This window comes from Citrobacter sp. C13, assembly GCF_014596815.2.
Lineage (GTDB): Bacteria > Pseudomonadota > Gammaproteobacteria > Enterobacterales > Enterobacteriaceae > Citrobacter > Citrobacter portucalensis.
On record NZ_CP115024.1, the window covers coordinates 4,224,399 to 4,247,185 of the forward strand.

The 22,787-nt window shown below is 52.9% G+C and carries 23 protein-coding genes; 5 read left to right on the forward strand and 18 right to left on the reverse strand.

What is annotated here, in order from left to right; translation table 11 throughout:
- Positions 1 to 5 precede the first annotated feature (5 nt).
- The 10 genes from IB222_RS20180 to pmbA form a co-directional block, all read right to left on the reverse strand.
- A complete protein-coding gene (locus IB222_RS20180) occupies positions 6 to 746 on the reverse strand; it encodes a KDGP aldolase family protein (RefSeq protein WP_149384862.1) in 741 nt (246 codons plus the stop codon).
- Positions 743 to 1,861: a DgaE family pyridoxal phosphate-dependent ammonia lyase gene (locus IB222_RS20185; RefSeq protein ID WP_148362528.1), complete on the reverse strand. Its 1,119-nt coding sequence runs from the start codon at positions 1,859 to 1,861 to the stop codon at positions 743 to 745. The genes IB222_RS20180 and IB222_RS20185 overlap by 4 nt, the downstream gene beginning before the upstream one ends.
- Positions 1,845 to 2,978, reverse strand: a complete 1,134-nt coding sequence (locus tag IB222_RS20190; protein ID WP_003830377.1) for an amidohydrolase/deacetylase family metallohydrolase — start codon at positions 2,976 to 2,978, stop codon at positions 1,845 to 1,847. The genes IB222_RS20185 and IB222_RS20190 overlap by 17 nt, the downstream gene beginning before the upstream one ends.
- Positions 2,979 to 3,089: 111 nt before the next feature.
- A complete protein-coding gene (locus IB222_RS20195; protein WP_003830379.1) occupies positions 3,090 to 3,734 on the reverse strand; it encodes a DUF4310 family protein in 645 nt (214 codons plus the stop codon).
- A gap of 11 nt (positions 3,735 to 3,745) precedes the next feature.
- Positions 3,746 to 4,522: a DUF4311 domain-containing protein gene (locus IB222_RS20200; RefSeq protein ID WP_043018215.1), complete on the reverse strand. Its 777-nt coding sequence runs from the start codon at positions 4,520 to 4,522 to the stop codon at positions 3,746 to 3,748.
- A 23-nt stretch (positions 4,523 to 4,545) separates the two neighbouring features.
- The gene (locus IB222_RS20205; protein ID WP_003025762.1) at positions 4,546 to 4,845 is read right to left on the reverse strand and encodes a DUF4312 family protein; all 300 of its coding nucleotides are present in this window, start codon (positions 4,843 to 4,845) and stop codon (positions 4,546 to 4,548) included.
- A 2-nt stretch (positions 4,846 to 4,847) separates the two neighbouring features.
- Complete coding sequence (locus tag IB222_RS20210) at positions 4,848 to 5,210, reverse strand: SFCGS family glycine-rich protein (RefSeq protein WP_003830384.1); 363 nt, start codon at positions 5,208 to 5,210, stop codon at positions 4,848 to 4,850.
- 10 nt (positions 5,211 to 5,220) lie between these two features.
- Positions 5,221 to 5,529, reverse strand: a complete 309-nt coding sequence (locus IB222_RS20215) for a glycine dehydrogenase (RefSeq protein WP_149384861.1) — start codon at positions 5,527 to 5,529, stop codon at positions 5,221 to 5,223.
- Positions 5,530 to 5,861: 332 nt separating this feature from the next.
- Positions 5,862 to 6,248: a cytochrome b562 gene (gene cybC / locus IB222_RS20220; protein WP_003025756.1), complete on the reverse strand. Its 387-nt coding sequence runs from the start codon at positions 6,246 to 6,248 to the stop codon at positions 5,862 to 5,864.
- 86 nt (positions 6,249 to 6,334) lie between these two features.
- Positions 6,335 to 7,687, reverse strand: coding sequence for a metalloprotease PmbA (gene pmbA / locus IB222_RS20225; RefSeq protein WP_003830385.1), 1,353 nt, complete (start codon positions 7,685 to 7,687; stop codon positions 6,335 to 6,337).
- A gap of 95 nt (positions 7,688 to 7,782) precedes the next feature.
- Here pmbA and yjgA point away from each other — a divergent pair, with 95 nt between their 5' ends.
- On the forward strand, positions 7,783 to 8,334 hold the full coding sequence (yjgA, locus tag IB222_RS20230) for a ribosome biogenesis factor YjgA (RefSeq protein ID WP_008786039.1): 552 nt from the start codon (positions 7,783 to 7,785) through the stop codon (positions 8,332 to 8,334).
- A 98-nt stretch (positions 8,335 to 8,432) separates the two neighbouring features.
- Here the strand turns inward: yjgA and mpl are convergent, their stop codons facing one another.
- A complete protein-coding gene (gene mpl, locus IB222_RS20235) occupies positions 8,433 to 9,809 on the reverse strand; it encodes a UDP-N-acetylmuramate:L-alanyl-gamma-D-glutamyl-meso-diaminopimelate ligase (RefSeq protein ID WP_003830388.1) in 1,377 nt (458 codons plus the stop codon).
- Positions 9,810 to 9,984: 175 nt separating this feature from the next.
- Between mpl and fbp the strand changes: the two genes are divergently transcribed.
- Positions 9,985 to 10,983 carry a class 1 fructose-bisphosphatase gene (gene fbp, locus IB222_RS20240; protein ID WP_003830390.1) on the forward strand — a complete coding sequence of 333 codons (999 nt, stop codon included), beginning with the start codon at positions 9,985 to 9,987 and terminating at the stop codon, positions 10,981 to 10,983.
- Between the two features lie 76 nt (positions 10,984 to 11,059).
- On the opposite strand, the gene IB222_RS20245 is transcribed toward fbp, so the two are convergent.
- The 5 genes from IB222_RS20245 to ytfQ form a co-directional block, all read right to left on the reverse strand.
- Positions 11,060 to 12,172, reverse strand: a complete 1,113-nt coding sequence (locus tag IB222_RS20245) for a methyl-accepting chemotaxis protein (protein ID WP_148362530.1) — start codon at positions 12,170 to 12,172, stop codon at positions 11,060 to 11,062.
- A 103-nt stretch (positions 12,173 to 12,275) separates the two neighbouring features.
- Entirely contained in the window at positions 12,276 to 13,277 is a 1,002-nt protein-coding gene (gene yjfF / locus IB222_RS20250) for a galactofuranose ABC transporter, permease protein YjfF (RefSeq protein ID WP_063941641.1), read from the reverse strand.
- Positions 13,264 to 14,286 (reverse strand): galactofuranose ABC transporter, ATP-binding protein YtfT, encoded by a 1,023-nt coding sequence (gene ytfT, locus IB222_RS20255; protein WP_003830397.1) that lies wholly within the window; start codon positions 14,284 to 14,286, stop codon positions 13,264 to 13,266. Before ytfT ends, yjfF begins: the two co-directional genes overlap by 14 nt.
- Before the next feature lie 13 nt (positions 14,287 to 14,299).
- Complete coding sequence (ytfR, locus tag IB222_RS20260) at positions 14,300 to 15,802, reverse strand: galactofuranose ABC transporter, ATP-binding protein YtfR (RefSeq protein WP_003830398.1); 1,503 nt, start codon at positions 15,800 to 15,802, stop codon at positions 14,300 to 14,302.
- Between the two features lie 121 nt (positions 15,803 to 15,923).
- Complete coding sequence (gene ytfQ, locus IB222_RS20265; RefSeq protein WP_003025728.1) at positions 15,924 to 16,880, reverse strand: galactofuranose ABC transporter substrate-binding protein YtfQ; 957 nt, start codon at positions 16,878 to 16,880, stop codon at positions 15,924 to 15,926.
- Between the two features lie 309 nt (positions 16,881 to 17,189).
- On the opposite strand from ytfQ, the gene ppa reads away from it, so the two are divergent.
- The gene (gene ppa, locus IB222_RS20270) at positions 17,190 to 17,717 is read left to right on the forward strand and encodes an inorganic diphosphatase (RefSeq protein ID WP_004098041.1); all 528 of its coding nucleotides are present in this window, start codon (positions 17,190 to 17,192) and stop codon (positions 17,715 to 17,717) included.
- 70 nt (positions 17,718 to 17,787) lie between these two features.
- Here ppa and IB222_RS20275 read toward each other — a convergent pair whose 3' ends face one another.
- Together IB222_RS20275 and tssD are read right to left on the reverse strand one after the other, a co-directional pair.
- Complete coding sequence (locus tag IB222_RS20275) at positions 17,788 to 18,069, reverse strand: hypothetical protein (protein WP_148362532.1); 282 nt, start codon at positions 18,067 to 18,069, stop codon at positions 17,788 to 17,790.
- The gene (gene tssD / locus IB222_RS20280) at positions 18,070 to 19,281 is read right to left on the reverse strand and encodes a type VI secretion system tube protein TssD (RefSeq protein WP_148362533.1); all 1,212 of its coding nucleotides are present in this window, start codon (positions 19,279 to 19,281) and stop codon (positions 18,070 to 18,072) included.
- 333 nt (positions 19,282 to 19,614) lie between these two features.
- Between tssD and IB222_RS20285 the strand changes: the two genes are divergently transcribed.
- Entirely contained in the window at positions 19,615 to 20,685 is a 1,071-nt protein-coding gene (locus tag IB222_RS20285; protein ID WP_126319433.1) for a YncE family protein, read from the forward strand.
- Between the two features lie 84 nt (positions 20,686 to 20,769).
- A complete protein-coding gene (locus IB222_RS20290; protein WP_148362535.1) occupies positions 20,770 to 22,779 on the forward strand; it encodes a TonB-dependent receptor in 2,010 nt (669 codons plus the stop codon).
- The last annotated feature ends 8 nt before the right edge of the window (positions 22,780 to 22,787 follow it).

The window sequence follows — 22,787 nt, forward strand, 5'->3', positions numbered from 1 at the left end:
GTCAGTTAGCCTACGCAGGCCCGGGTCATCGCCATCAGCTGGCGTACGTCGTCCGGACGAGTGTTACCACTCACCTTATCAATAATCGAACTATAGATGTGAGGAATGATTTTACCCACTCCGGCATCGAGGGCAATTTGCAGGATTTCAGTGAAATTATCCAGATCGATACCGCCGGTTGGCTCCAGCCAGAAGTCATGACGGGCGCAGGCCTGCGCGACCGCAATGTACTCATCACGGCATTGCAGGCCGCCCATCGGGAAGTATTTAATTGAGCTACCGCCCATGTCTTTGAGCAGCGCAATCGCGGTTTCTACCGGCACAATACCGTCCGGCGTCTGGCTGCTTAGCGGACCAGTGGAGATTTTCACCCTGCCCGGCGTGCCGGTTGGCGAGACCAGTCCGTTGACCACTGTCTCCTGCTGGCCCAGCAGCGCGCGACTGGTAGCCACGCCGGTGAAGACCTGATTGACATGTTGTGGCTGCACCTGACGGGAGATTTCACTGACCATCGCCGACTGGTTAGGATCGCCCGCTCCCAGCCCCACGGAGAGCGCATTGTCGATAAGGGCCGCGTATTCACGCATATCCGCTACCGCGCTTGCGACATCCGGGTAATTTTTTGACAATACGCCAACCAGCACGTGTCCTTCCGCTGCCGCATAAATATCTCGGGCATTTTCTTTGGAGCCTGCCAGCACGTTCAGGCAGACGCGGTCGCGATAAAAGTTAGGGGTCAGTTTCATGCATTTTTCTCCTGCGAAATCACTTCACCAATTCGACGGGCCACAATCTCCAGCTGCGCGCGATCGACACTGCGCACATCGGCTTCGATAATGCCTTCATTGGCTTTGTAACCACGGAAGTAAATCGCGTACTCCCCCTGTTTCAGCGCGTCGACCAGTTCCCCCGTGGCGATCCCGGTTACCGCTTCATCAAACTTAATTTCCGTGCGTGCGATGTCGCGCCCTGCACTATCCCACACCACGCGGGCGCTCACGCCGTTAAGCTGGTTCAAGGCATTAATGAACGGCGTCATTTTCTCGACCATCTCCGCGCCGCTCTCTTTCTGCGCGTTCAGATACAGTTCGATGGCGCAGGTCAGTCCAAGAATTCCCTCTTTGCCCACCTTCATCGCCCGGCCAATTCCCGCCGTCTGGCGCTTCACCCACTCAACGTACTGGGTTTTACCTATCACCAGACCGCTGGTTGGTCCTTCTATCGCCTTGGCGCCACTATAAATCACCAGATCTGCACCAACCCGGTAGTAGCACTGCAAATCCTCTTCCGCCGCCGCGTCCACGATCAACGGCAGATTATGCGTACGCGCCACCACCGCGGCCTGCTCCACGCTGAGCATACTTTTCTGGACGCAATGGTGAGATTTGATATACAGAATGGCCGCCGTACGCGGTGTAATGGCCGCCGCCAGCTGCGCCGCGGAACATTCGTTGGCATAACCGGCTTCCACTAACTTGCCGCCGCCAAGCGCCACCATGGTGCCTACCGGAGCGCCAAAGTTGACGTTGTGACCTCTGGGCAGCACGATTTCGTTGTTTTCAATGGGCGTGACGTGCAGGTTCTCCAGCAGCCAGTCGCTATCTTTAACCAATACGCCAGCCACCGACAGGGCGATCCCGGCCGAGGCGCAAGAGACAACCGTTGCCCCTTCCACTTCCAGTAATTTCGCGATGTAGTCGCCTGTTTTATTGACCAGGTCTTTCATCTCGAAATAGTGGTTCATCCCCGCCATCGCCGCTTCAACCACTTCTGGTCGCGGCGTGGAGACGCCAAGCGCCGTCATGCGGCCGGAGGTATTAATCACCTGTTTTAAATCGTATTTCTCAAAAATCGAAGGCATGTTCCGCGCTCCCTTGTTCGGTCATATAGCCCTTGCCCGCACGTATTGCGGCAAGCGGCACCAGCAGTTGTTCAGCCTGCAGGCTGTCGTTTTCTGCATCTACCAGCACGGTTGGCTGGCGCTTAAGCGTAAAGAGGGTTAAATCGGCATCCAGACCGACCTGCAGCCGCCCCTTCTGTTTCAGGCGCAGACCATCGGCGGCATTGGCGGTAACGCATTCAATGACCTGCGGAAGCGACATCCCAATGGCGAGGAATTTCGACATCACATTCGCCAGGGAATGTACCGGGCCGCTGATACGGTTGCGGCAATAAATATCGGAGCTGATGGTGTGCGGCAAAATGCCCAGGCCGATCGCGCGTTTTGCCACCGCAAAGCTCAGGCTGGCGGTGCCATGCCCAACGTCCAGACGCACGCCACGTGAAATCGCCCGCGTCACTGACGCCCGCAGCTCGCCTTGCGGCGTCAGAATGCGATTCGGCTTACCGTTGTAGCAGTGGGTAATAATGTCGCCCGCGCTCAGGCGCTCGGCGATATCATCGAGATTCGGCGGGTTGTTGCCGATATGCACCATCAGCGGCAGGTCGCCGTTCTGTGCTTGCATCGCTTTGGCGCGATCCAGCGGCGTGATGCCATTTTCACCGACTACACTGCTGCTCATGCGCGCCTTCAAACCGACGATAAAATCAGGGTGGCGTTTCACCGCCTCTCGCACCGCATCAGCGTCAATATTGGCCATGTTGGCCAGCTCGTTCTGGGCGATAAGCCCCACGCGGGAGATATTCAGCAACGCGTACACTTCGGTCGCAGCTTCCCGGGTCAGGGTGTAAAAATCGTCGATGTCATCCGCCCCGGTGCTGCCCGCATCCACCACGGTAGTGACGCCGGTCGCAATACCGACGCTATCCGGCTGGTCGTGATAAATCGGGGATTTCGGGTAGCAATGAACGTGGGAGTCAATCCAGCCTGCGCTGACGTAGCACTCACCGCCCAGCTCGATGGTTTTCAGCGCCGGACCATCAACGTCACCCAACGCCGCGATCTTGCCGTCTTTGAGCGCAATATCGCTCACCGTATCGTCAACGAGGCGCGCACGGCGCAGGAGTAAATCAAACATGTCTCTCTCCTGTTGAAATGGGGGCGGTCGTGTAGGCCTGATAAGGCGCAGCGCCATCAGGCGTCATTGCCGGATGGCGGCTGCCCTTATCCGGCCTACAACGACACACCATCAGCTAATAGCAATCGGGAAGATGGACCCGAGGATCATTGCGCCGAGGATCGCCCCGCCGGTAATCGGTTTTTGCCACAGATAAAACAGCAGCGCGCCCGCCAGAGAACCGATTCCGATAGGAATAGAAGCCGTCATCGCGCTAAGGATAATCAACGGTCCGAGGAAGCGGCCGGAGGCGTTACCGGCCCCCATCATGACGTCCGCACCGTAGGTTGAGTCGCTCTGGTTGATGGTGAACTTACGCGCCAGAATGATGATGTAGCCAATCGCCAGACCAATCACCAGACCGGTGACCAGCGAGGCGGCGAAGTTGGCGACCGGGAAGATAATGCCCGCGCCCAGCAGCAGCGCCGGAACACCTAACCCAACCCCGGTTTGAATCGCCCCGCCGATATCCAAAATCCCCACCAGCGAACCTTCAATGATGCGGGCAAACAGGAAGCTTGCGCCAAATGCCGCCACCGCTCCGTAGGAGCCGGTATCCATTCCCGCCTTCAGCATCGCCACAAAAGCCACTTCGTTAAATGCGCCAATACCGTACAGGTAGTACATGTGTGTTCCGGCAAATACGCCAGAGGAGAGCAGGCCCACGAAGATCGGGAACGACCAGTCAGCGAACCAAAAACCTTTATTCTGTTCCATGATGACCTCCGTTATTTGCCGCTGAGCGAGTTGTGGATAAGTTCGAGCCAGTTAGGCACGGTCAGATGGAAGGATTCGATCATCTTCATGTCGAAACCGCGGAAGAAGCCGCTCAGGACAAACAGCGCGACGATAGCTACCATCATCACTTTCGTGACGTGGTTCCAGCCGCTCTCTTCAACACCTTTGCCGATCAGAATGCCGAGCACCAGACCCGGAACGGCGTTGCCCATAATCAGCTGCGCCGCGCCGCCAAAAACGGTGGCCCAGAAGCCGGATTTCTTACCAGCGTCGATCGCCGCCAGCCAGAAGATCACTGGCATCACGGTGTTAACCAGCAGGTTAGCCGCGGGCACCAGCACCTTGACGGCGGTAACTTGCAACGCTTCCGGTACGGATGATGCGGTGAGGTTCAGGAAGGTCACTACGATCATCCCGATAACGCCGCAGGCAATTGCCATGCGTTTGGGGTCGTGCAGCGTTTCACCGACGTTGCGATTTTTAATCATCAGCGCGGCGGCGCCCCAGTTAGGGATGATGCGATGGTCGACGTCCTGAGTGAACGCCCCCGCCGCAACGGAGGAAGCCCAGGCGTTAAAGAAGAAGCCCAGGCCGAACGAGAAGTGAGAAGCCGGATCCCCTTCGCAGGAATTCAGTTCTCCAAGAGTACGAAACGCGCCCATCCCTTGAGTGGTAGGCGCATGAAACATGCGTGCAGCCCCAGCGCCGACACCGACGCCAACGAGGCCGCCGATGATGAGCGATTTTATTAATATTATCAGGAACATAATTATGCCTTTTAATAGAAAAATCAGCGTTGCGTAACGAAATCCACCTTGTCGAGATTGATGGCAGTCACGTTGACGGTCACGTCCAGCTCCACGCTGAAAGTGCGTCTTTCCCGGCGCAAAAAGAGGAATAAAAACGCCTCTTTACGCACCGATTCACGCGCTTGAACAACCTGCACATCCTGTGGCTCAATACGCAGTAAGATATGCGGCGACGCTTTCATCACCGCAGCCTGAACGTGGTTCAGGGCATCGGCAAAGGCGCGAGCTTTAGTCTCGCCCTTACCCGTGACTCTCACCGTGGTGGTGAATTGCTCTTTCATGCTTAAGCGCCGTGTTTCTTTTGCCACGCCTGCACCAGGCGCTCGCCGAGCTCTTCTTTATCCATAAAGCCGAATCCCAGTACGTTGCACCCTTCGTTGATGGCGGTTACCCCTTCATCGACCGAGCGCATGCCGTATTTCGCCTTGTAGCCGTATTTGGTCTGCGCGGTAATCGCACCCGCACCACCACTGCCACAAAACGAGATACCAAAGGTGGCGTTTTCCGCTTTCATCACGTCACCCAGCTTCATATCTGCTGCAACGCCCGGCACCACAACGGCACGGCCACCCGCTTTCTCTACGCCTGCCGCCACTTTCTGGCCTTTACCCAGACGATCGCCAATCACTACGGTAATCTGTTCCATCTTTTGCTCCTTAAAGGTTGTCTTTCGCGACTTCGAAGTGCACCGACAGCAGCCAGGCCTCTTCCTCAGGAAGATTGCCAAACTCGGCGACCACGTCGCGGGCAAGCGCCATTGATTCGGCAGAAATTTCATCAAACAAGCTGGCATCGACTTCTGGTAAGGGTTCACCCGTTACCGAGCGGTGCGCCATGGCGCGAACATGCGACGTCAGCATCTGTTTCTGTACGGCGTTGGGAATAATGTTGCGTTCACGCAGCAAGGCATACACCTGCGCCAGCATGCGGTCGGCCAGTTCCACCGATTCCCCCATGTCATTCATTACAGCTCCGTTATTCACTCGTCTTACCCCGTTAATGTCTCTGAGGGTAAATTAGCGACGGAGGTTAAAAGTTTGTAGCGAGTTGTTTTCCACTTCGAAGTGGAAAGGCGTGCAGCGATAGTGATCTGTGCCGCAAAAAGGGCTGGAACCACGATTTATCACTGGAAGAATGTGATTGAGATCGCAAGAGCGAGCAGCAAAATGGAAGGAAGTGCGAACAATGAATGGACGATAAAAATGAAAAAATGTGATGGGGATAGCGTTTACTTATGGGGCGTGCAGTAACGGGGTATTTTATCCGGCCTGCGGGTATGCAGGCCGGATAGCGTAGATTAACGGAACTTCTTGTGGTTTTCGTTGCGCGTGGTTTTCAACTCTTCCGCAACGGCTTTCGCCTCTTTAACTTTACCTTCGTTCGCCAGCTTCAACGCACCGTCGATCTGACCGATCAGCGTGTCAAAGCCGTGGCGAAAATCCTTCATCTCCGGGCTGTCCGGGGATTTGTTTTCCAGCTTCGGCGGCGTTCCCTTTTGCGCGTCCAGCGCGGCTGCACGCATTTTGGTTAACGCATCTTTCAGTTCAGTCGCATTATCCGTTTTTTCGACGATTTTCAGGTTGTCGTTGAGGATCCCCATATCGTCTTCAAGATCGGCTGCAAACGCAGAAGAACCAAGAACCAGCGTTGAAGCTGCGACGATCGCTAACAGGTGTTTACGCATTGCTCACTTCCTTTTTTATTATTCAAAAATAAACAAACGCCAGATACCCTCAATAATTCACGCCACAGCTTGAAGTATGACGGATATTATTGCCCGGCGATCTTCATCTCCGGCAACAGGACCGAACCACACTGAATATTACTGCGCGTTTCAATATCGTTGCCGACGGTGACGATATTACGCCACATCTCTTTTAAGTTACCGGCGATGGTAATTTCACTCACCGGGTACTGAATTTCGCCGTTTTCGACCCAGAAGCCCGCCGCGCCGCGCGAGTAATCGCCGGTAATGCCGCTTACGCCCTGTCCCATCAGCTCGGTAACCACAAGACCTGTGCCCATCTCCTTAAGCAACTGCTCGAAGCTTAGACCCTGTCCCGGAATTCGCCAGTTGTGGATCCCGCCTGCATGACCGGTGCTCTTCAGCCCCAGCTTACGTGCGGAATAGTTGGTCAGCAGCCACTGAGTCAGCACGCCGTCTTTAATAATGTCGCGGCGTTCGGTCCGTACGCCTTCGCTGTCGAACGGCGACGACGCCAGCCCTTTCAGCAGGTGCGGATGTTCTTCAATGGTCAGCCATTCCGGCAGAATTTGCTTGCCCAGCGAGTCGAGCAGGAAGGTGGATTTGCGGTACACCGAGCCACCAGCAATCGCGCCGACCAGGTGTCCGAACAGTCCGGTCGCCACTTCATTGGCGAAAATCACTGGTGCTTTCATGGTGGAAAGTTTACGCGGAGACAGGCGAGATAAGGTACGGCGAGCACAGTCAGCCCCCACCCACTCCGGCGTTTGCAGATCGCCCATCGCCCGGCCAATGGTGTAGGCGTAATCACGCTCCATATCGCCATTTTCTTCTGCGATTACGCAGCTGGAAAGGGAATGGCGCGTGGAGCAGTAGCCCTGCAGCATGCCGTGGCTGTTGCCAAACACTTTGATGCCATAGTGGCTGTTAAAGCTGCCGCCCTCGGTGTTGGTGATACGCTTATCGGCCTGCAACGCCGCCTGTTCAGCGCGGGCAGCCAGTTCGATAGCTTCGTCAGGGGAAACTTCCGCCGGGTGGAACAGGTCCAGATCGGGCGCATCAAAGGCCAGCAGTTCTTTATCTGCCACACCCGCACACGGGTCCGGCGAAGTGTAACGTGCAATGTCCAGCGCGGCCTGCACGGTGCGTGCAATCGCCTGCGGGCTTAAATCGGTGGACGATGCGCTGCCTTTACGGTTTTGATGGTAAACCGTAATCCCCAGTGCACCATCGCTATTGAATTCGACGTTCTCCACTTCACCATAACGGGTGCTGACGCTAATACCCGTGGTCTTGCTCACAGCGACTTCCGCGCCATCCGACTTACCTGACGCTAATTCCAGTGCCGTCGAGACTGCTTCTTCCAGAATCTTACGCTGCGCTTCAACTTGTGAGATTACTTTCATCGCAAATGCCATAATGTAGAGAGAGTTTCTCTGAAGTCTAACAGAGAACCGTTTTTCAGTGCGCATCTTAACTGGTAACATTAGCCTCTTTTTTTAAGGAGCCTGACATGACTAAGCAGCCCGAAGACTGGCTCGACGACGTTCCCGGTGATGACATCGAAGACGAAGACGATGAAATTATCTGGGTCAGTAAAAGTGAAATAAAACGTGACGCCGAGGAGTTAAAACACCTTGGTGTGGAACTGGTTAAACTGGGGAAAAACGCGCTGGACAAAATCCCGCTCGATGCGGATTTACGTGCCGCGATTGAGCTGGCCCAGCGTATTAAGATGGAAGGTCGCCGTCGTCAGCTGCAGCTGATTGGCAAAATGTTGCGCCAGCGCGATGTTGATCCTATCCGTCAGGCGTTGGACAAGCTAAAAAACCGTCATAACCAACAGGTCGTTGTCTTCCATAAGCTGGAGCAACTGCGTGACCGTATGGTTGACGGTAGCGATGAAGCTATCGAAGAAGTGATGAACCTGTGGCCTGACGCCGACCGTCAGCAACTGCGTTCGCTGGTGCGTAACGCCAGGAAAGAAAAAGCGGGCAACAAGCCGCCAAAATCTTCCCGCCAGATCTTCCAGTATCTGCGTGAACTGGCGGAAAACGAGGCCTAACCTCTTCGTCCGCCGAAAGTGCCGGATGGCGGTGCAAATACCTTATCCGGCCTACGATCCGTTGTAGGCCCGGTAAGCGTAGCGCCACCGGGCATTTTTTACTCTTCTTCCGCCTGAGCTTTCTTCGCCAGACCATCCAGCAGTTTTTGATGAATGCCGCCAAACCCGCCGTTGCTCATCACCAGAATGTGATCGCCAGGCTGCGCGGTTTTCACCACCATATCTGCCAGTGCATCCACATCGCCGCTCCAGTGTGCCGGCTGAACGCAGGCTTCAGCGACTTCTGCTACCTGCCACGGAATGTGCGGGGGTTGCAGCAGGAACACTTCGTCTGCACGCCCTAACGACGGCGCCAGGTCATCTTTGCACAGGCCCATTTTCATGGTGTTCGAGCGAGGTTCCAGCACCGCGATGATGCGCGCCGTGCCGCCCACTTTACCGCGCAGTGCCGCAAGCGTTGCCAGAATGGCCGTCGGGTGATGGGCAAAATCGTCATACACCGTCACGCCATTGGCTTCACCGCGCAGCTCAAGACGACGACGGGCGTTGATGAACGAGCCCAATGCATTGGCCGCATCCGCAGGCACGACGCCAACATGACGCGCGGCTGCAATCGCCATCAGGCCGTTGTGCATGTTGTGCTCGCCCACCAGGCCCCACTTCACTTCACCGACTTTTTCACCGTCCAGCCACACTTCCCACTCGGAGGCATCGGTGGTCAGCTTTTTCGCCTGCCAGTGACCTTGTTCGCCCACCAGCTCTTGTTCGCTCCAGCAGCCCATCGCCATCGTCTGTTTCAGATTGATGTCGTTTTCCGGGTAGATGATGCGTCCCTGGCCCGGCACGATACGCACCAGATGGTGGAACTGTTTCTGGATCGCTTTCAGATCGTCAAAGATGTCCGCGTGATCGAACTCAAGGTTGTTGAGGATCAGCGTGCGCGGGCAGTAATGCACGAATTTAGAACGCTTGTCGAAGAACGCGCAGTCGTACTCATCCGCTTCAATCACGAAGAAGTCGCTCTCGCCGAGGCGCGCGGAAACCTCAAAGTTGCCCGGAACGCCGCCGATGACAAAGCCAGGTTTATAGCCGCAGGCTTCGAGGATCCAGGTCGCCATTCCGGCGGTAGTGGTTTTACCGTGCGTACCCGCAACCGCCAGTACCCAGCGATCGCGCAAGACAAAGTCATGCAGCCACTGCGGGCCAGACATGTACGGAATGTTCTTTTCCAGCACCGCTTCCACGCACGGATTACCACGGGTCATGGCATTGCCGATGATCACCAGGTCCGGCTGTGGGTCGAGCTGGCTGGCATCGTAACCCTGAATCAGATCAATGCCTTGCTTCTCAAGTAAGGTACTCATCGGCGGATACACATTGGCGTCCGAACCGGTTACTTCATGACCGAGCGAGCGCGCCAGCATCGCCAGACCGCCCATGAAAGTGCCACAAATTCCCAAAATATGAATGCGCATACGTCACTATCCTTTTTTAATCTGGGGGCCATTTTACGCACATGTCCGGCAAGTGAGAAACGCATTTCAGGATATTCCGCAGTTTGCTGGCGCGATTCACCTAAGCGCAACAATGGAAATATTTGTTAATATTGTTGCGGTCGCTTTACTCCACATAAATTGCAGGGAAAGTGTTATGAAAACGTTAGGTGAATTTATTGTCGAAAAGCAGCACGAGTTTTCTCATGCTACCGGTGAACTCACTGCTTTGTTGTCGGCAATAAAGCTGGGCGCCAAGATCATCCACCGCGATATCAATAAGGCCGGTCTGGTCGATATCCTGGGTGCCAGCGGTGCTGAGAACGTACAGGGAGAGGTTCAGCAAAAACTCGATCTGTTCGCAAACGAAAAACTGAAAGCAGCACTGAAGGCGCGCGACATTGTGGCGGGCATTGCCTCAGAAGAAGAAGATGAAATCGTCGTCTTTGAAGGCTGTGAACACGCTAAATACGTTGTGCTAATGGATCCGCTGGATGGCTCATCCAACATCGATGTTAACGTCTCTGTCGGTACGATTTTCTCTATTTACCGCCGCGTAACCCCAGTCGGCACACCGGTCACGGAAGAGGATTTCCTGCAACCGGGCAACAAGCAGGTTGCTGCAGGTTACGTTGTTTATGGTTCTTCCACCATGCTGGTGTATACCACTGGCTGTGGCGTACATGCCTTCACCTACGATCCTTCTCTGGGCGTATTCTGCCTCAGCCAGGAACGTATGCGCTTCCCGGCGAAAGGCAGCACGTACTCCATTAACGAAGGCAACTACATCAAATTCCCGAACGGCGTGAAGAAGTACATTAAATTCTGCCAGGAAGAAGATAAGCCAACCCAGCGCCCGTATACCTCGCGCTACATTGGCTCTCTGGTTGCGGATTTCCATCGCAATCTGCTGAAAGGCGGGATCTACCTGTACCCAAGCACCGCCAGCCACCCGCAAGGGAAACTGCGTCTGCTGTATGAATGCAACCCGATGGCCTTCCTGGCCGAGCAGGCGGGCGGCAAAGCCAGCGATGGTAAAGAACGCATTCTGGATATCACCCCAGAAAGTCTGCACCAGCGCCGCTCCTTCTTCGTGGGTAACGACCATATGGTTGAAGATGTAGAACGCTTTATCCGCGAGTTCCCGGACGCGTAAGTATTATTCATCGCACGGACGTAGGCCGGATAAAGGCGTTTACGCCGCCATCCGGCCTACAAAATCCATCGTCCGGTTACGCTTTCTGTAGCTTAAATACGGCCATGGCTTCGATTAGCGCTGAAGACTGCTCTTCCAGCGAGCGGGTAGCCGCTGAAGACTGCTGTACCAGCGCCGCGTTTTGCTGCGCCGTTTCATCCATCTGAATCACCGCGATATTCACCTGCTCTATGCCGCGACTCTGTTCCTGGGACGCACTGGCAATTTCACGCATCAGTTTGGTCATACGCATAACCTCGGTCGCGATTTCATCCATGGTTTCGCCCGCCTGCTGCGCCAGTTCACTGCCTTCCCCCACATGGGTGTGCGAATCGCTGATTAGCGTACGGATCTCTTTGGCCGCCTCGGCGCTGCGGCTGGCCAGATTACGCACTTCACCGGCGACAACCGCAAAGCCCCGCCCCTGCTCACCAGCTCGCGCCGCTTCAACGGAAGCATTGAGCGCCAGAATATTGGTCTGGAAAGCAATACCGTCGATTACGCTGAGAATGTCGGCGATTCGGCTGGAACTGCCGGAAATATCGCGCATTTTCTCGATCACATAGCACACCATTTCGCTGCCGCGATCGGCGGTATCCGACACCGATTTTGCCAGCTGGTGCGCCTGTTCCGCGTTCTGCGCATTCTGTTTCACCGTCGCCGTGAGTTCTTCCATGCTGGCGGCGGTCTGCTCCAGCGAAGTGGCCGTTGATTCAGTGCGTTGCGCCAGATGCTGGTTCCCGGCCGTCAGTTCACGACTGCCAATATCAATTTGCGAACTGGCATCGCGTACGCGCTGTACCGAGTCGCCCAGCGCATGGCGCATGTCATCCATTGCCGCGTTCAGGCGGTTGAATTCGGCGCTGGCCGACAACGCGGCAACCGGCGATAAGTCCCCCGTTGCGAGGCGTTCCAGTTGCTCAACCATGTTATCCAACGGTTTGAGAAACTTATTTCGCAGCATAAACCAAATGACCGCCAGCAATGCGATAGCAGCCAACATCGCAGCGCTCATAATACCGTGATAAATCAACGATGTAATGACACGGGTAGAAGCATATAGCCCCATACCACCGGTCAGTAACAGAAGGAACGTCAGCAAAGACAATAACACCAACAAACTTGATCGAATTGAAAGGGATTTTGGCATCGTTATATTTCCGGTTGTAGGGTTAAAACAGACCTGTACAGAACCTATCGACTACAACCGGAAAAAGTTTAGGTATTTAAATGTTTTGTTCAAAATCAGGATGTTACTTTGGTGTTGCTGCCGTACCCACTCGGGTCACCGGCGAGCTTTGACGATTTTCCCAAAGCACCGTCAGACCGCGTTGTAACGCTATAAAAATAAACAATAAAATACCAATCGCGATCTTCGTCCACCAGGAACTTAATGTGCCATCAAAATTAATGTAGGTCTGGATCAGCCCCTGAATGGCGACGCCAAACAACGTCCCTAACACTGTACCGACCCCACCGCTGAGCAGCGTTCCGCCAATCACCACTGAGGCTATCGCATCCAGTTCGACGCCAACGCCCGCCAGCGCATAGCCCGCCTGGGTGTAAATGGAAAAGACAATGCCGGCAAGCGTCGCAAGCCCGGTAGACAGCATATAAATGCGGATGGTGGTGCTGCGAGTTGAGATGCCCATCAGGTTGGCAGAGGTGGCGTTGCCGCCAATCGCGTAAACCTGATTACCAAAGCGCGTACGGTGCGCCAGGAATATGCCGATGACGACAACCGCCAGCATCAGCAATCCCATCGCGCTCAGGCGACCACCGCCGGGAATTTTCCATGCCAGGCTTGAGAGCGTGTCATAAACCGGATGATTAATTGGGATAGATTCTTCAGAGACCAGATAGCTGACGCCGCGCAGGAAGAACATTCCCGCCAGGGTGATAATAAATGCCGGGATCTTCAGCGCATCAATCAGTAACCCCATAAACGCACCAAACGCGCAGCCCATCAGCAAAACCAATGGGAACGCCAGCAGCGGGGAAATGCCCCAAAAACCAATGGCCTTTGCCAGAAATACGCCGGTAAAGGCGATCACCGAGCCAACGGAAAGGTCGATCCCGCCAGAGAGGATCACGAAGGTCATGCCTACGGCAATGATGCCCAGAAAGGCGTTATCGGTCAGGATATTGCAAATGACCCGGGTGGAAGCAAAAGCGGGAAACTGCGTCAGGCAGTAGAGATAACCCAGCACAAACACGCCGAGGGTGATCATCAGCGGTAAATTACGTTTTATCATGACCACGCACTCCTTTTATCAGGCTGATAAAGCGTTGCGACTGCACGACCAGCACACACAACACCACCACGGCTTTGACCACCTGATTCAGTTCCGGCTGGAAGCCCGACAGCAAAATCCCGGTGTTCATGCCCTGAATAATCAACGCGCCTACCACCGACAGCAGCAGGTTAAAGCGCCCGCCCATCAGCGAGCCGCCGCCGATAACCACCGCCAGGATGGCATCCAGCTCCAGCCATAATCCGGCGTTATTGGCATCTGCCCCCCGGATATCCGCCGTGACAATAATGCCAGCGATAGCCGCGCACAGGCCGCTCAGCACATAGGTGAGCATCACGATAATGCGGGTGTTCACCCCGGCGTTTTTTGCCGCACGAATGTTGATACCCACCGCTTCGATAAACATACCCAGCGCCGTTTTCCGCGTCAGCAGCCAGAACACCACCAGCGTGAGCAGTGCAATAATTACCGGCGTGGGGAATAGTAAAAGCGAGCCGCTGCCAAACCATGACAGTTCGGGCGAGTTAAAGGTGACGATCTGCCCGGAAGTGATAAGCTGCGCCACCCCGCGCCCGGCCACCATCAGGATTAGCGTGGCGACGAACGGTTGAATCTTGAGGATGGCCACCAGAATCCCGTTCCACAGCCCAGCCAGAATGCCGGAGCCTAAGGCGGCAAGCAGAACCACCGGCAGACTGTGCCCGGCCACCGTCATCGCCGCAGTAGTGGCGCCAGCAATAGCCATGACGGCCCCCACGGAAAGGTCGATGCCGCCGGTAGCAATTACCAGCGTCATTCCAATCGCCAACAGCGCCACGGGAGCGGCGCGGTTGAGAATATCAATCGGGCTACCGAACAGCCGACCATCCTGCAAAATCACCTGGTAGAAATGCGGGGCGACCAGGCTATCCACCAGCAGCACCAGCAGTAACGCCACCAGCTGTGGCATCCCCTTTGGCCAACGGAACCGCCGTTTAGACGGATTGGATTGAGGGAGAGATTGAGGCATCACCATAGTCTCCTTAGGCCGCAATGGCGTTCATGATTGCCGGTACGGACAGTTCAGCCAGTGGGATCTCTGCCACCTGTTTGCGATCGCGCATAATAATGACCCGATCGGCATAGCCCACTAACTCTTCCAGTTCGGATGAAATGACCAGCAGCGCCAGACCATCCGCGCACAGCGTTTCGATCAGGCGGATGATCTCCGCATGCGCGCCAACGTCGATTCCACGCGTGGGTTCATCGAGGATCAGGAACTGCGGTTTGGTCAGTAACCAGCGCGAGAGCAATACTTTTTGCTGATTGCCGCCGGAGAGAAATTCGATCGGTTGCTCCGCGTTTGGAGTACGAATACCAAGCTGGCGGATAAACCGATCGGCAATCTCGTTTTGCTCTTTACGGGGAATAGGCCGCAGCCAGCCGCGCTGTGCCTGCAATGCCAGAATGATGTTTTCCCGCACCGAAGCGGCAGCAATAATGCCATCCGTTTTGCGATCCTCCGGACAGAAACCGATCCCCAGACACGAAGCCTGATGTGGCGATCGCAAGGTCTGCGGTTTGCCTTTGATCAGCGCACTTCCGCTGTCGGCGGGTTTAATACCGAAGATCACCTCCGCCGTTTCCGTTCGCCCGGATCCCAATAGTCCGGCGAGACCGACGATCTCACCGGGACGCACCTGTAGATCAAATGGCGCGATGGTGCCTTTTTTGCCAAAGCCGCTGAATGCCGCCACCGGTTTATCACTCAGCAACGTGCGGCCCGCACGCTGTAGTGCATGGGTATCCAGTTCACGGCCCAGCATCATTTTGACCAGTTCGATCTGAGGCAGTTCTCGGGTTTCACGGCAGCCAACGAAGCCGCCGTTACGCAGAACGGTAATGCGATCGCTGACCTGATAAACCTGATCGAGAAAGTGGGTGACGAAGATCAGACTGACGCCCCGATCGCGTAGATGTCGCATCAGGCCAAACAGCATTTCAACTTCCTGGGTATCAAGGCTGGCGGTCGGCTCATCGAGGATCAGCACTTTCGCGGAGAGATCGATCGCCCGACAGATGGCGACGATTTGTTGCATCGCCACGGAAAAGCGGTTCAGCGGCTCGCGCACGTCGAGGGAAAAACCGTATGACGCCATCAGCTCCGTCGCGCGTTTTTCCATCTGTTTGCGCTGGAGCAGGCCAAAGCGCCGCGGTTCACGACCAATAAATAAGTTATCGGCAACCGACATATTGGGCAGCAGGTTCACTTCCTGGTACACGGTGCCAATCCCCAGTTGTTGGGCATGGGCGGTGTTTTTGGGGGAGATCGGTTGGCCTTCGAGCCAGATTGTGCCGCGATCGGCATGGTAAACGCCGGTCAGCGCTTTGATGAGCGTCGATTTGCCGGCTCCGTTTTCTCCCAGCAGCGCCATAATTTCACCGCGACGCAAACTGAAATCCACGTTATCCAACGCTTTGACGCCGGGAAAGAATTTGCTTAATCCTTCGGTGCGGAGGATTTCCTGATGTTGGTCGGTGGTCATGGCATTCCTCCGGTACGAGGTCACGGCGTTTCGTAGGCCTGATAAGCGCAGCGCCATCAGGCAACAAATGCCGGATGGCGGCGTAACGCCTTATCCGGCCTACGGAAGACCGACAGAAAAACTAGTAGCCCATGTTTTTCTTCTTCTCTAACTCTTCTTTCGCCGTATCCGGCAGATAGAGGATCGACTTGGTAATGGTCAGCTTCTCAGGCATCGTGCCGTCTTTTTTGAATTTCTCCAGCGCGTCGAATGCCGGGCCGGCCATATTCGGCGTCAGTTCGACGCTAGCGTTGGCTTCGCCGTCAATCATCGCTTTGTAGATATCCGGTACGCCATCGATAGAACCGGTGAGAATATCTTTGCCAGGTTTCAGGCCCGCTTCTTTGATCGCCTGAATCGCACCGATCACCATGTCATCGTTGTGGGCGTAAACCATACAGATGTTCTTGCCGTTGTTTTCCGCTTTGATAAAGCTCTCCATCACTTCTTTCCCTTTACTGCGGGTGAAGTCACCGGACTGAGAGCGAATAATTTTGATGTTTGGCGCACTGGCAATGGCTTCAGCAAAGCCTTTCTTACGATCGATCGCCACGCTGGCCCCAACGGTCCCTTGCAGCTCAACGACGTTACACGGCTTGCCGTCCACTTGTTTAATCAGCCAGTCGCCGATCAATTTACCTTCCAACACGTTGTCGGCGGTGACGGTGGTCATATAGAGAGATTTGTCTTTTACATCGATGGAACGATCGAGCAAAAAGACCGGAATGTCGGCATCTTTAGCTTCTTTTAAAACCGGCTCCCAACCCGTTGCCACGACCGGCGCAATAAAGATGGCGTCGACGCCCTGCGCAACAAATGAGCGGACTGCTTTAATCTGGTTTTCCTGCTTTTGCTGGCCATCAGCGATTTTCAGCGTAATTCCCCGCTTTTCGGCCTCGCTTTTCGCGACGTTGGTTTCTGCGGCGCGCCAGCCGGATTCAGAGCCAACCTGCGAAAATCCTACGGTTAAAGGGGCTGCCATTGCCATAGACGACATGGCTGCCGAAACTGCTGTGACTAAAAGTAAGCGCTTCCACATAAGTGCGTCCTCGTAGGGTGATTATTGTTGGTTAATTAACCGTTGCGAAAAAACTATAGACAATTGAGCATGTAACGGATTGCGTTACATCACACTTCAAAAAAGTAAATAAAACGTTAATCACAACTTTGTAATCGCTTTCATCTCACTATGAAAAATGCGGCTGAAGATATGGATTTTTCTGTCACGAGAGAGAGGTAAAAAGAAGAAAATGCACGCAGAGAAAGCGAAAACAAGCGGAGACATTCCGCGCGAGTTGGCTATAATACCCGCCACTTGTTTGCCATAGCTTATTTAAAGGAAACAGACATGAGCTTACTCAACGTCCCTGCCGGTAAAGACCTGCCGGAAGATATCTACGTTGTTATCGAGATCCCTGCGAACGCAGATCCGATCAAATACGAAGTTGACAAAGAGAGCGGCGCCCTGTTCGTTGACCGCTTCATGTCCACCGCGATGTTCTATCCGTGCAACTACGGTTACATCAACCACACCCTGTCTCTGGACGGTGACCCGGTAGACGTTCTGGTCCCGACTCCGTACCCGCTGGAGCCAGGTTCAGTTATCCGCTGCCGTCCGGTTGGCGTACTGAAAATGACTGACGAATCCGGTGAAGATGCGAAACTGGTTGCAGTACCGCACACCAAGCTGAGCAAAGAATACGATCACATCAAAGACGTGAACGACCTGCCGGAACTGCTGAAAGCGCAGATCACCCACTTCTTCGAACACTACAAAGATCTCGAAGCGGGCAAATGGGTAAAAGTTGACGGTTGGGACAACGCTGAAGCTGCTAAAGCTGAAATCGTTGCTTCCTTCGAGCGCGCGAAGAAGTAAGTTCGCTTTCTAAAGTCAGCATAATTGATTGAAGCCCCTCGTTTTATGAGGGGCTTTTTTTGATACTACGCTAAAAGATTAGTTTCAGTTCAGGCTTCGTTTCAAAGAAACGTTCTTGTTCTTGAAAATCTATTAATTTTGTAACTCCTTGAGGTACTTTGGTTCTCGAAATCTTCACTCCTGATTGACAGGCTTCGCACCAAATAACCTTCCATCCAACATCACCATTACCGAAACCAAAGTATTGATAAGAAAGTCCTTTTTCACCACATGCTGGGCATTCACATGAGCTGTAACTACCATCATCTTTTGGTAAGTGCTTCATCCATTCAAGATAGGTCAAAGAGTTCATCTATTTGTACTCCTCTAGCTTTCCAGTCTTATTATTCAGGTAAAATTGCCAAAAGCTATCTTCAATACTATGGGCGGCTTTTTCATTCAATATCAATTCTTTATTCATCTTGATTGCATCATCAGCATATGTATTTGGATGCTTAAAGAGATAGATTTGCATAGTATGTGTTCTTTCATGCCCTAACGTTTTTATTAATTGCTCAATATCCGTAAAAGCATCCGGGTATAAATCAATATCACCATTAGGGTGAGTATAACCATAGATATTCTTACCTTTCAGGTCAGAATCCCTGATAATTCTCACTTTAACTCCCCCCAAGCCTATCCCACCTTCACGTGCAGCCTGTTCAACATAGCGCATCTGCATAGGCACTTTTAGATCTGAAAACACTTCAGTATTGCTAGTCCGACGATATAAATTATCAGTGGTGTTACTACGCCCTAATGATACGCCCTTGGTTTCAATCCGCCTCAGCTTTTCAAGACGTCTTATCGTCGAACTTAACTCCATCCTCCCAAGCCCATAACCAGCGACAATAGAGGCAGCCGTAATGGCGACGCCGACCGTTTTCTCATTAAGAATCTGATCGTAGCCTTTGATGGCATCACCCCCCAGTTTTTCTGCAGTGTCCCTGAACCCCTCGATGTTGCCGTTATAAATCCCCCCAGCCGCCAGCAGTCGGCCCACACCTGCACTGTTAAGGGTATGAGTCTGGGGTTTCGACGCAGGAACAAACAGCTTATTGTATTCCGCAGGCAGAGCAAGATAGCTAAACTCCGTATTACTTATCAGGTGTTTACTGAGAATATAATCATAATCAACAGATATTGTTTCTGTATCTATCTCGTCATTTATAACTCTCATCTGAATGCTTGATATTGAAGCACCTCTGAGCTGAATATAATAATATCTCTCCCATTGACCATATCTATTTATTCGATAAAACCAAAATTCCAAAAACAGGTTTTCATTGTTATTAATTGCACTCACTAACAGCGGTGAGCTTTTATCTATTTGTTTGCTGAATGTTAATCTTTGTAGATTTGCACCTTTTCCTGAATTCGTCACCCCCGAACACAAAGAAAAAACAAATATTTCATTCACATGGTTTCGTTGCCAACGATTACCGACTGAATCAGTTGTACCACATCTACAAGAAATATCACCTTGCTGTTCACCAATAAGTTTAAGATAAACAATATTGCTCATCCATTACTATCCTCCATGTTAGTAAATTTATACCCTGAGTAATATTGCCTATGGAGTTAAATTATTTATGTCAGGTAGATCAAATTAAATAATTTCTTTATAACTATAAATACCGAGAATATTAATTCAAGAATAATTAGATATATTGATTAACATAACCTCATTGCAGTAACGTCAACTGAGCTATCGTGATTTTTGCTGTAAATACACACACATAAAACATACCTATAAACACCTACCAGATTGGGTAGTCACATTTCATTTATGTTAATTGCGAATGAGATTAGATCTCATTATCATTCTCAGCATGTAAATAAATGTGAATAAAAGTCAATGAACCTCCACAATGTAAAGTCCCTGAAACGCTATTCCTGCGTGGCTCTCGCCATAGCACTGTTATTTACCAGCCTGTCCAGCGGGGCGCAGACGCTACCTGAGCAAGATTTTCTGACCCGCGACGTTGGCAACGGCGTGTATGAACTGGCGGTTGATAGCCAGCAGAATGCGCTTTTTGCTGCCTCGTCGCCGTCGTTTGATAAAGATAAAACCAGCGGGCTTATCTATAAACTCGATCTGGAGAAACTCACCACGACTGAAGTTATCGAAACCAGCCGTCGTGCCTTTGCCACTGCCCTGGATGAAGAAAATCAGGTGCTGTACGTGGGTAACACGCTGGAGGGTTCCGTCACACTCATTGATACCCGCAGCGGTAAAGAGCTGGCGATACTGCAACTGAGCGAAGCCAAAAACCCGAAAGAAATTGTCCATACCCGCGAAATGGTGCTCGATAAACAGCATCACCGCCTGTACGTTTCCGGCGTGGCTGAAAAAGGCATTGTCTGGGTGGTGGATACGCAAAAGCGCGAGAAAATCGCTACCCTTGAAAACATGGGCCAGTATCCGACCGGCATGGCCGTCGATGCAAATAAGAACCGCCTGTATGTCGTAAATGGCCGCAACGAACTTATTACACTGGATACCACCAACCATCAAATTATTAGCCGCTTTAGCATTGAGCCAGGCAAAAAACATTTTTTCCTGAATATTGCTTTGGATGCAAAAAATAATCGCGCATTCCTGACCGATCCTGATTTAGCGGATGTACTGGTTGTTGATATTAATACCGGTAAGGTTATTGCCCCCATTAAGGTTATCAACTCGCTGGCGGTGATATATAACGAAAAACGCCAGGAAGTGTATATCACCCACCGAAATGCGAAACGCATCAGCATTGTGGACAGCAAGACTTATCAGGTAAAACAAAGCATTGAAACCAATGCGTTACCTAACAGCCTGGCGCTCTCGTCTGATGCCAACACCCTGTATGTCAGCGTCAAACAGCCGGAAAAAATGGCAGGTGTGAAGCCCGACTACGTGCTGAAAATCGACCTCTCCAAATATTAATAATTAAAAACGCTTCTGACACCTTGCAGCTTTTCTGGGCTGCAAGGTGATGCTTTTATTTTTTACTTTTCAGGTGTCTATATTATGAAAACGCGTCAACTTATTACGCTGACAGGGATCGTTGCATTCTCAGGCGGTGTTATTTTCCCCACTCAGGCAGAAGAACTCACCGAAACCTCACGCAATAGCGAAGATGAAATGGTGATCACCGCATCCGGGTTCTCGCAGCAAAAGCGCGAAGCGCCAGCCACCATTTCCGTTATCGATCGTAAAACGCTGGATATTCAGCCGGACCGTAGCATTGGTGAAGCGATTAAAAACCTTCCTGGCGTCTCGGTCACTAACAGCAGCGGCATGAACGCTGGCAGCATTATGATCCGCGGCATGGACCCGTCCTATACCGCGTTTATGGTCAACAGCGTCAAACAAAATACCGGTGAATCTCGCCCTTACGGGCATGACATCGGTACTGAAGCCAACTTCTTACCGCCGATGGAGGCCATTGAGCGTATCGAAGTTATCCGCGGGCCCATGTCCTCGCTGTACGGCTCAGATGCCATCGGCGGTGTGGTCAACGTGATTACCAAAAAACCGTACGGCGCAAAAGAGTGGACGACGGCAATTGCCGCCAATACCTGGCTTCAGGAGCACCAGTATTTGGGTAATACCAGCCAGATGAATCTGTTTACCATGGGACCGATTGTGCCCGATGTTCTCGGCCTTAGCGTAGCGGCCGACTGGCTCGACCGTCGCGATGACGATCGCAATAACTATTTCGGCAAACACAACCGTAAATCCGTTGATATGACGCTGGGCCTGGCCGCTAGCGAAAATAACCTGTTCGACCTCAATGTGGTCACCGGTGAGCAGGAGAAAAACCGTACCCAGAAGCGCGGCGCGCCGTGGTCATGGCTGTTCGATCGTAACGCCGCCACCCTAACGCATACCGGCTGGTATGCCGACGACACCATCGCAACGACCAACTACATAAACTATGAAAAAGGCCGTTCGAAGTACGTTTATGACAGCCAGTCGCCGCAGTATGTGCAGATGGAGAACTACGTCGCCAATTCGCAAACCACCTTCACGCTCGACAACCATAAACTGACCGTTGGGGCGAATTTCACCCGCGAAGAGCTGAATGACCGCTTTGATGTGGCCAACAAAACGCTGCCCGGATCTGAGCCAGTGACAAAAATCAGCCGTAACGGTTGGGCATTGTTTGCTGAAGACGGCTGGAGCATTGACGACTTCATCCTGACCACATCAGCGCGTATGGACCAGGATGATAACTTTGGCACACATATTACGCCGAAAATGTACGGTAACTGGGCCTTCAGCAATGACTGGGCGCTGAAGGGCGGCGTTTCCGCAGGTTATAAAAAACCTGAGCTGCGTGCGACTTCCAGCGACTTTGTCACCCCATACGGCTCGACTGTACCTTATCCCTTCCTGACCGTCGGTAACGACGATCTGAAACCAGAACAAAGCGTTAACTCTGAGCTGGGCCTCTACTGGACGGGGAATGCGCTGTCACTGGATAGCACCGTCTTCTATACGCAGTTCAAAGACAAAATTGCTGAACAAACCATTTGCGAAACCACATCGACGAATCAGTGCTCCGTGAATGGCTACAAGGCGGACTCCGTCAGTAAATACTTCAACGTCAGCAAGGCGGACGTGTACGGTATAGAACTGAATGCCGACTGGCAGATTAGCGCCGATGTGAAAGCCAACGCTAACTACACCTGGAACCACAGCGAACAGAAAAGCGGCGTAAACAAAGGCTACGCGCTCAACGATTATCCGCGCCATATGGCGAACCTGTCGCTGAACTGGGCGGCAACGCAGAGTCTGGACGTATGGAGTACGGTGAATTACCGCAGCAGTAACCGCAACAGCGGCAATAACTATAAGTATGATGACTACACGATGGTCGACGTAGGCGTACGTTATAAGCTCAATAAGCACACGCAGCTGATGGCAGGAGTCTACAACGTGCTGGATGAGGATCCGAAACTGACGACTGCATGGAATGAATCCGCGCAGGTGGAAGGCCGCCGCTATAACCTCGGCGCGCGCGTGGAGTTTTAAGCCTTTAA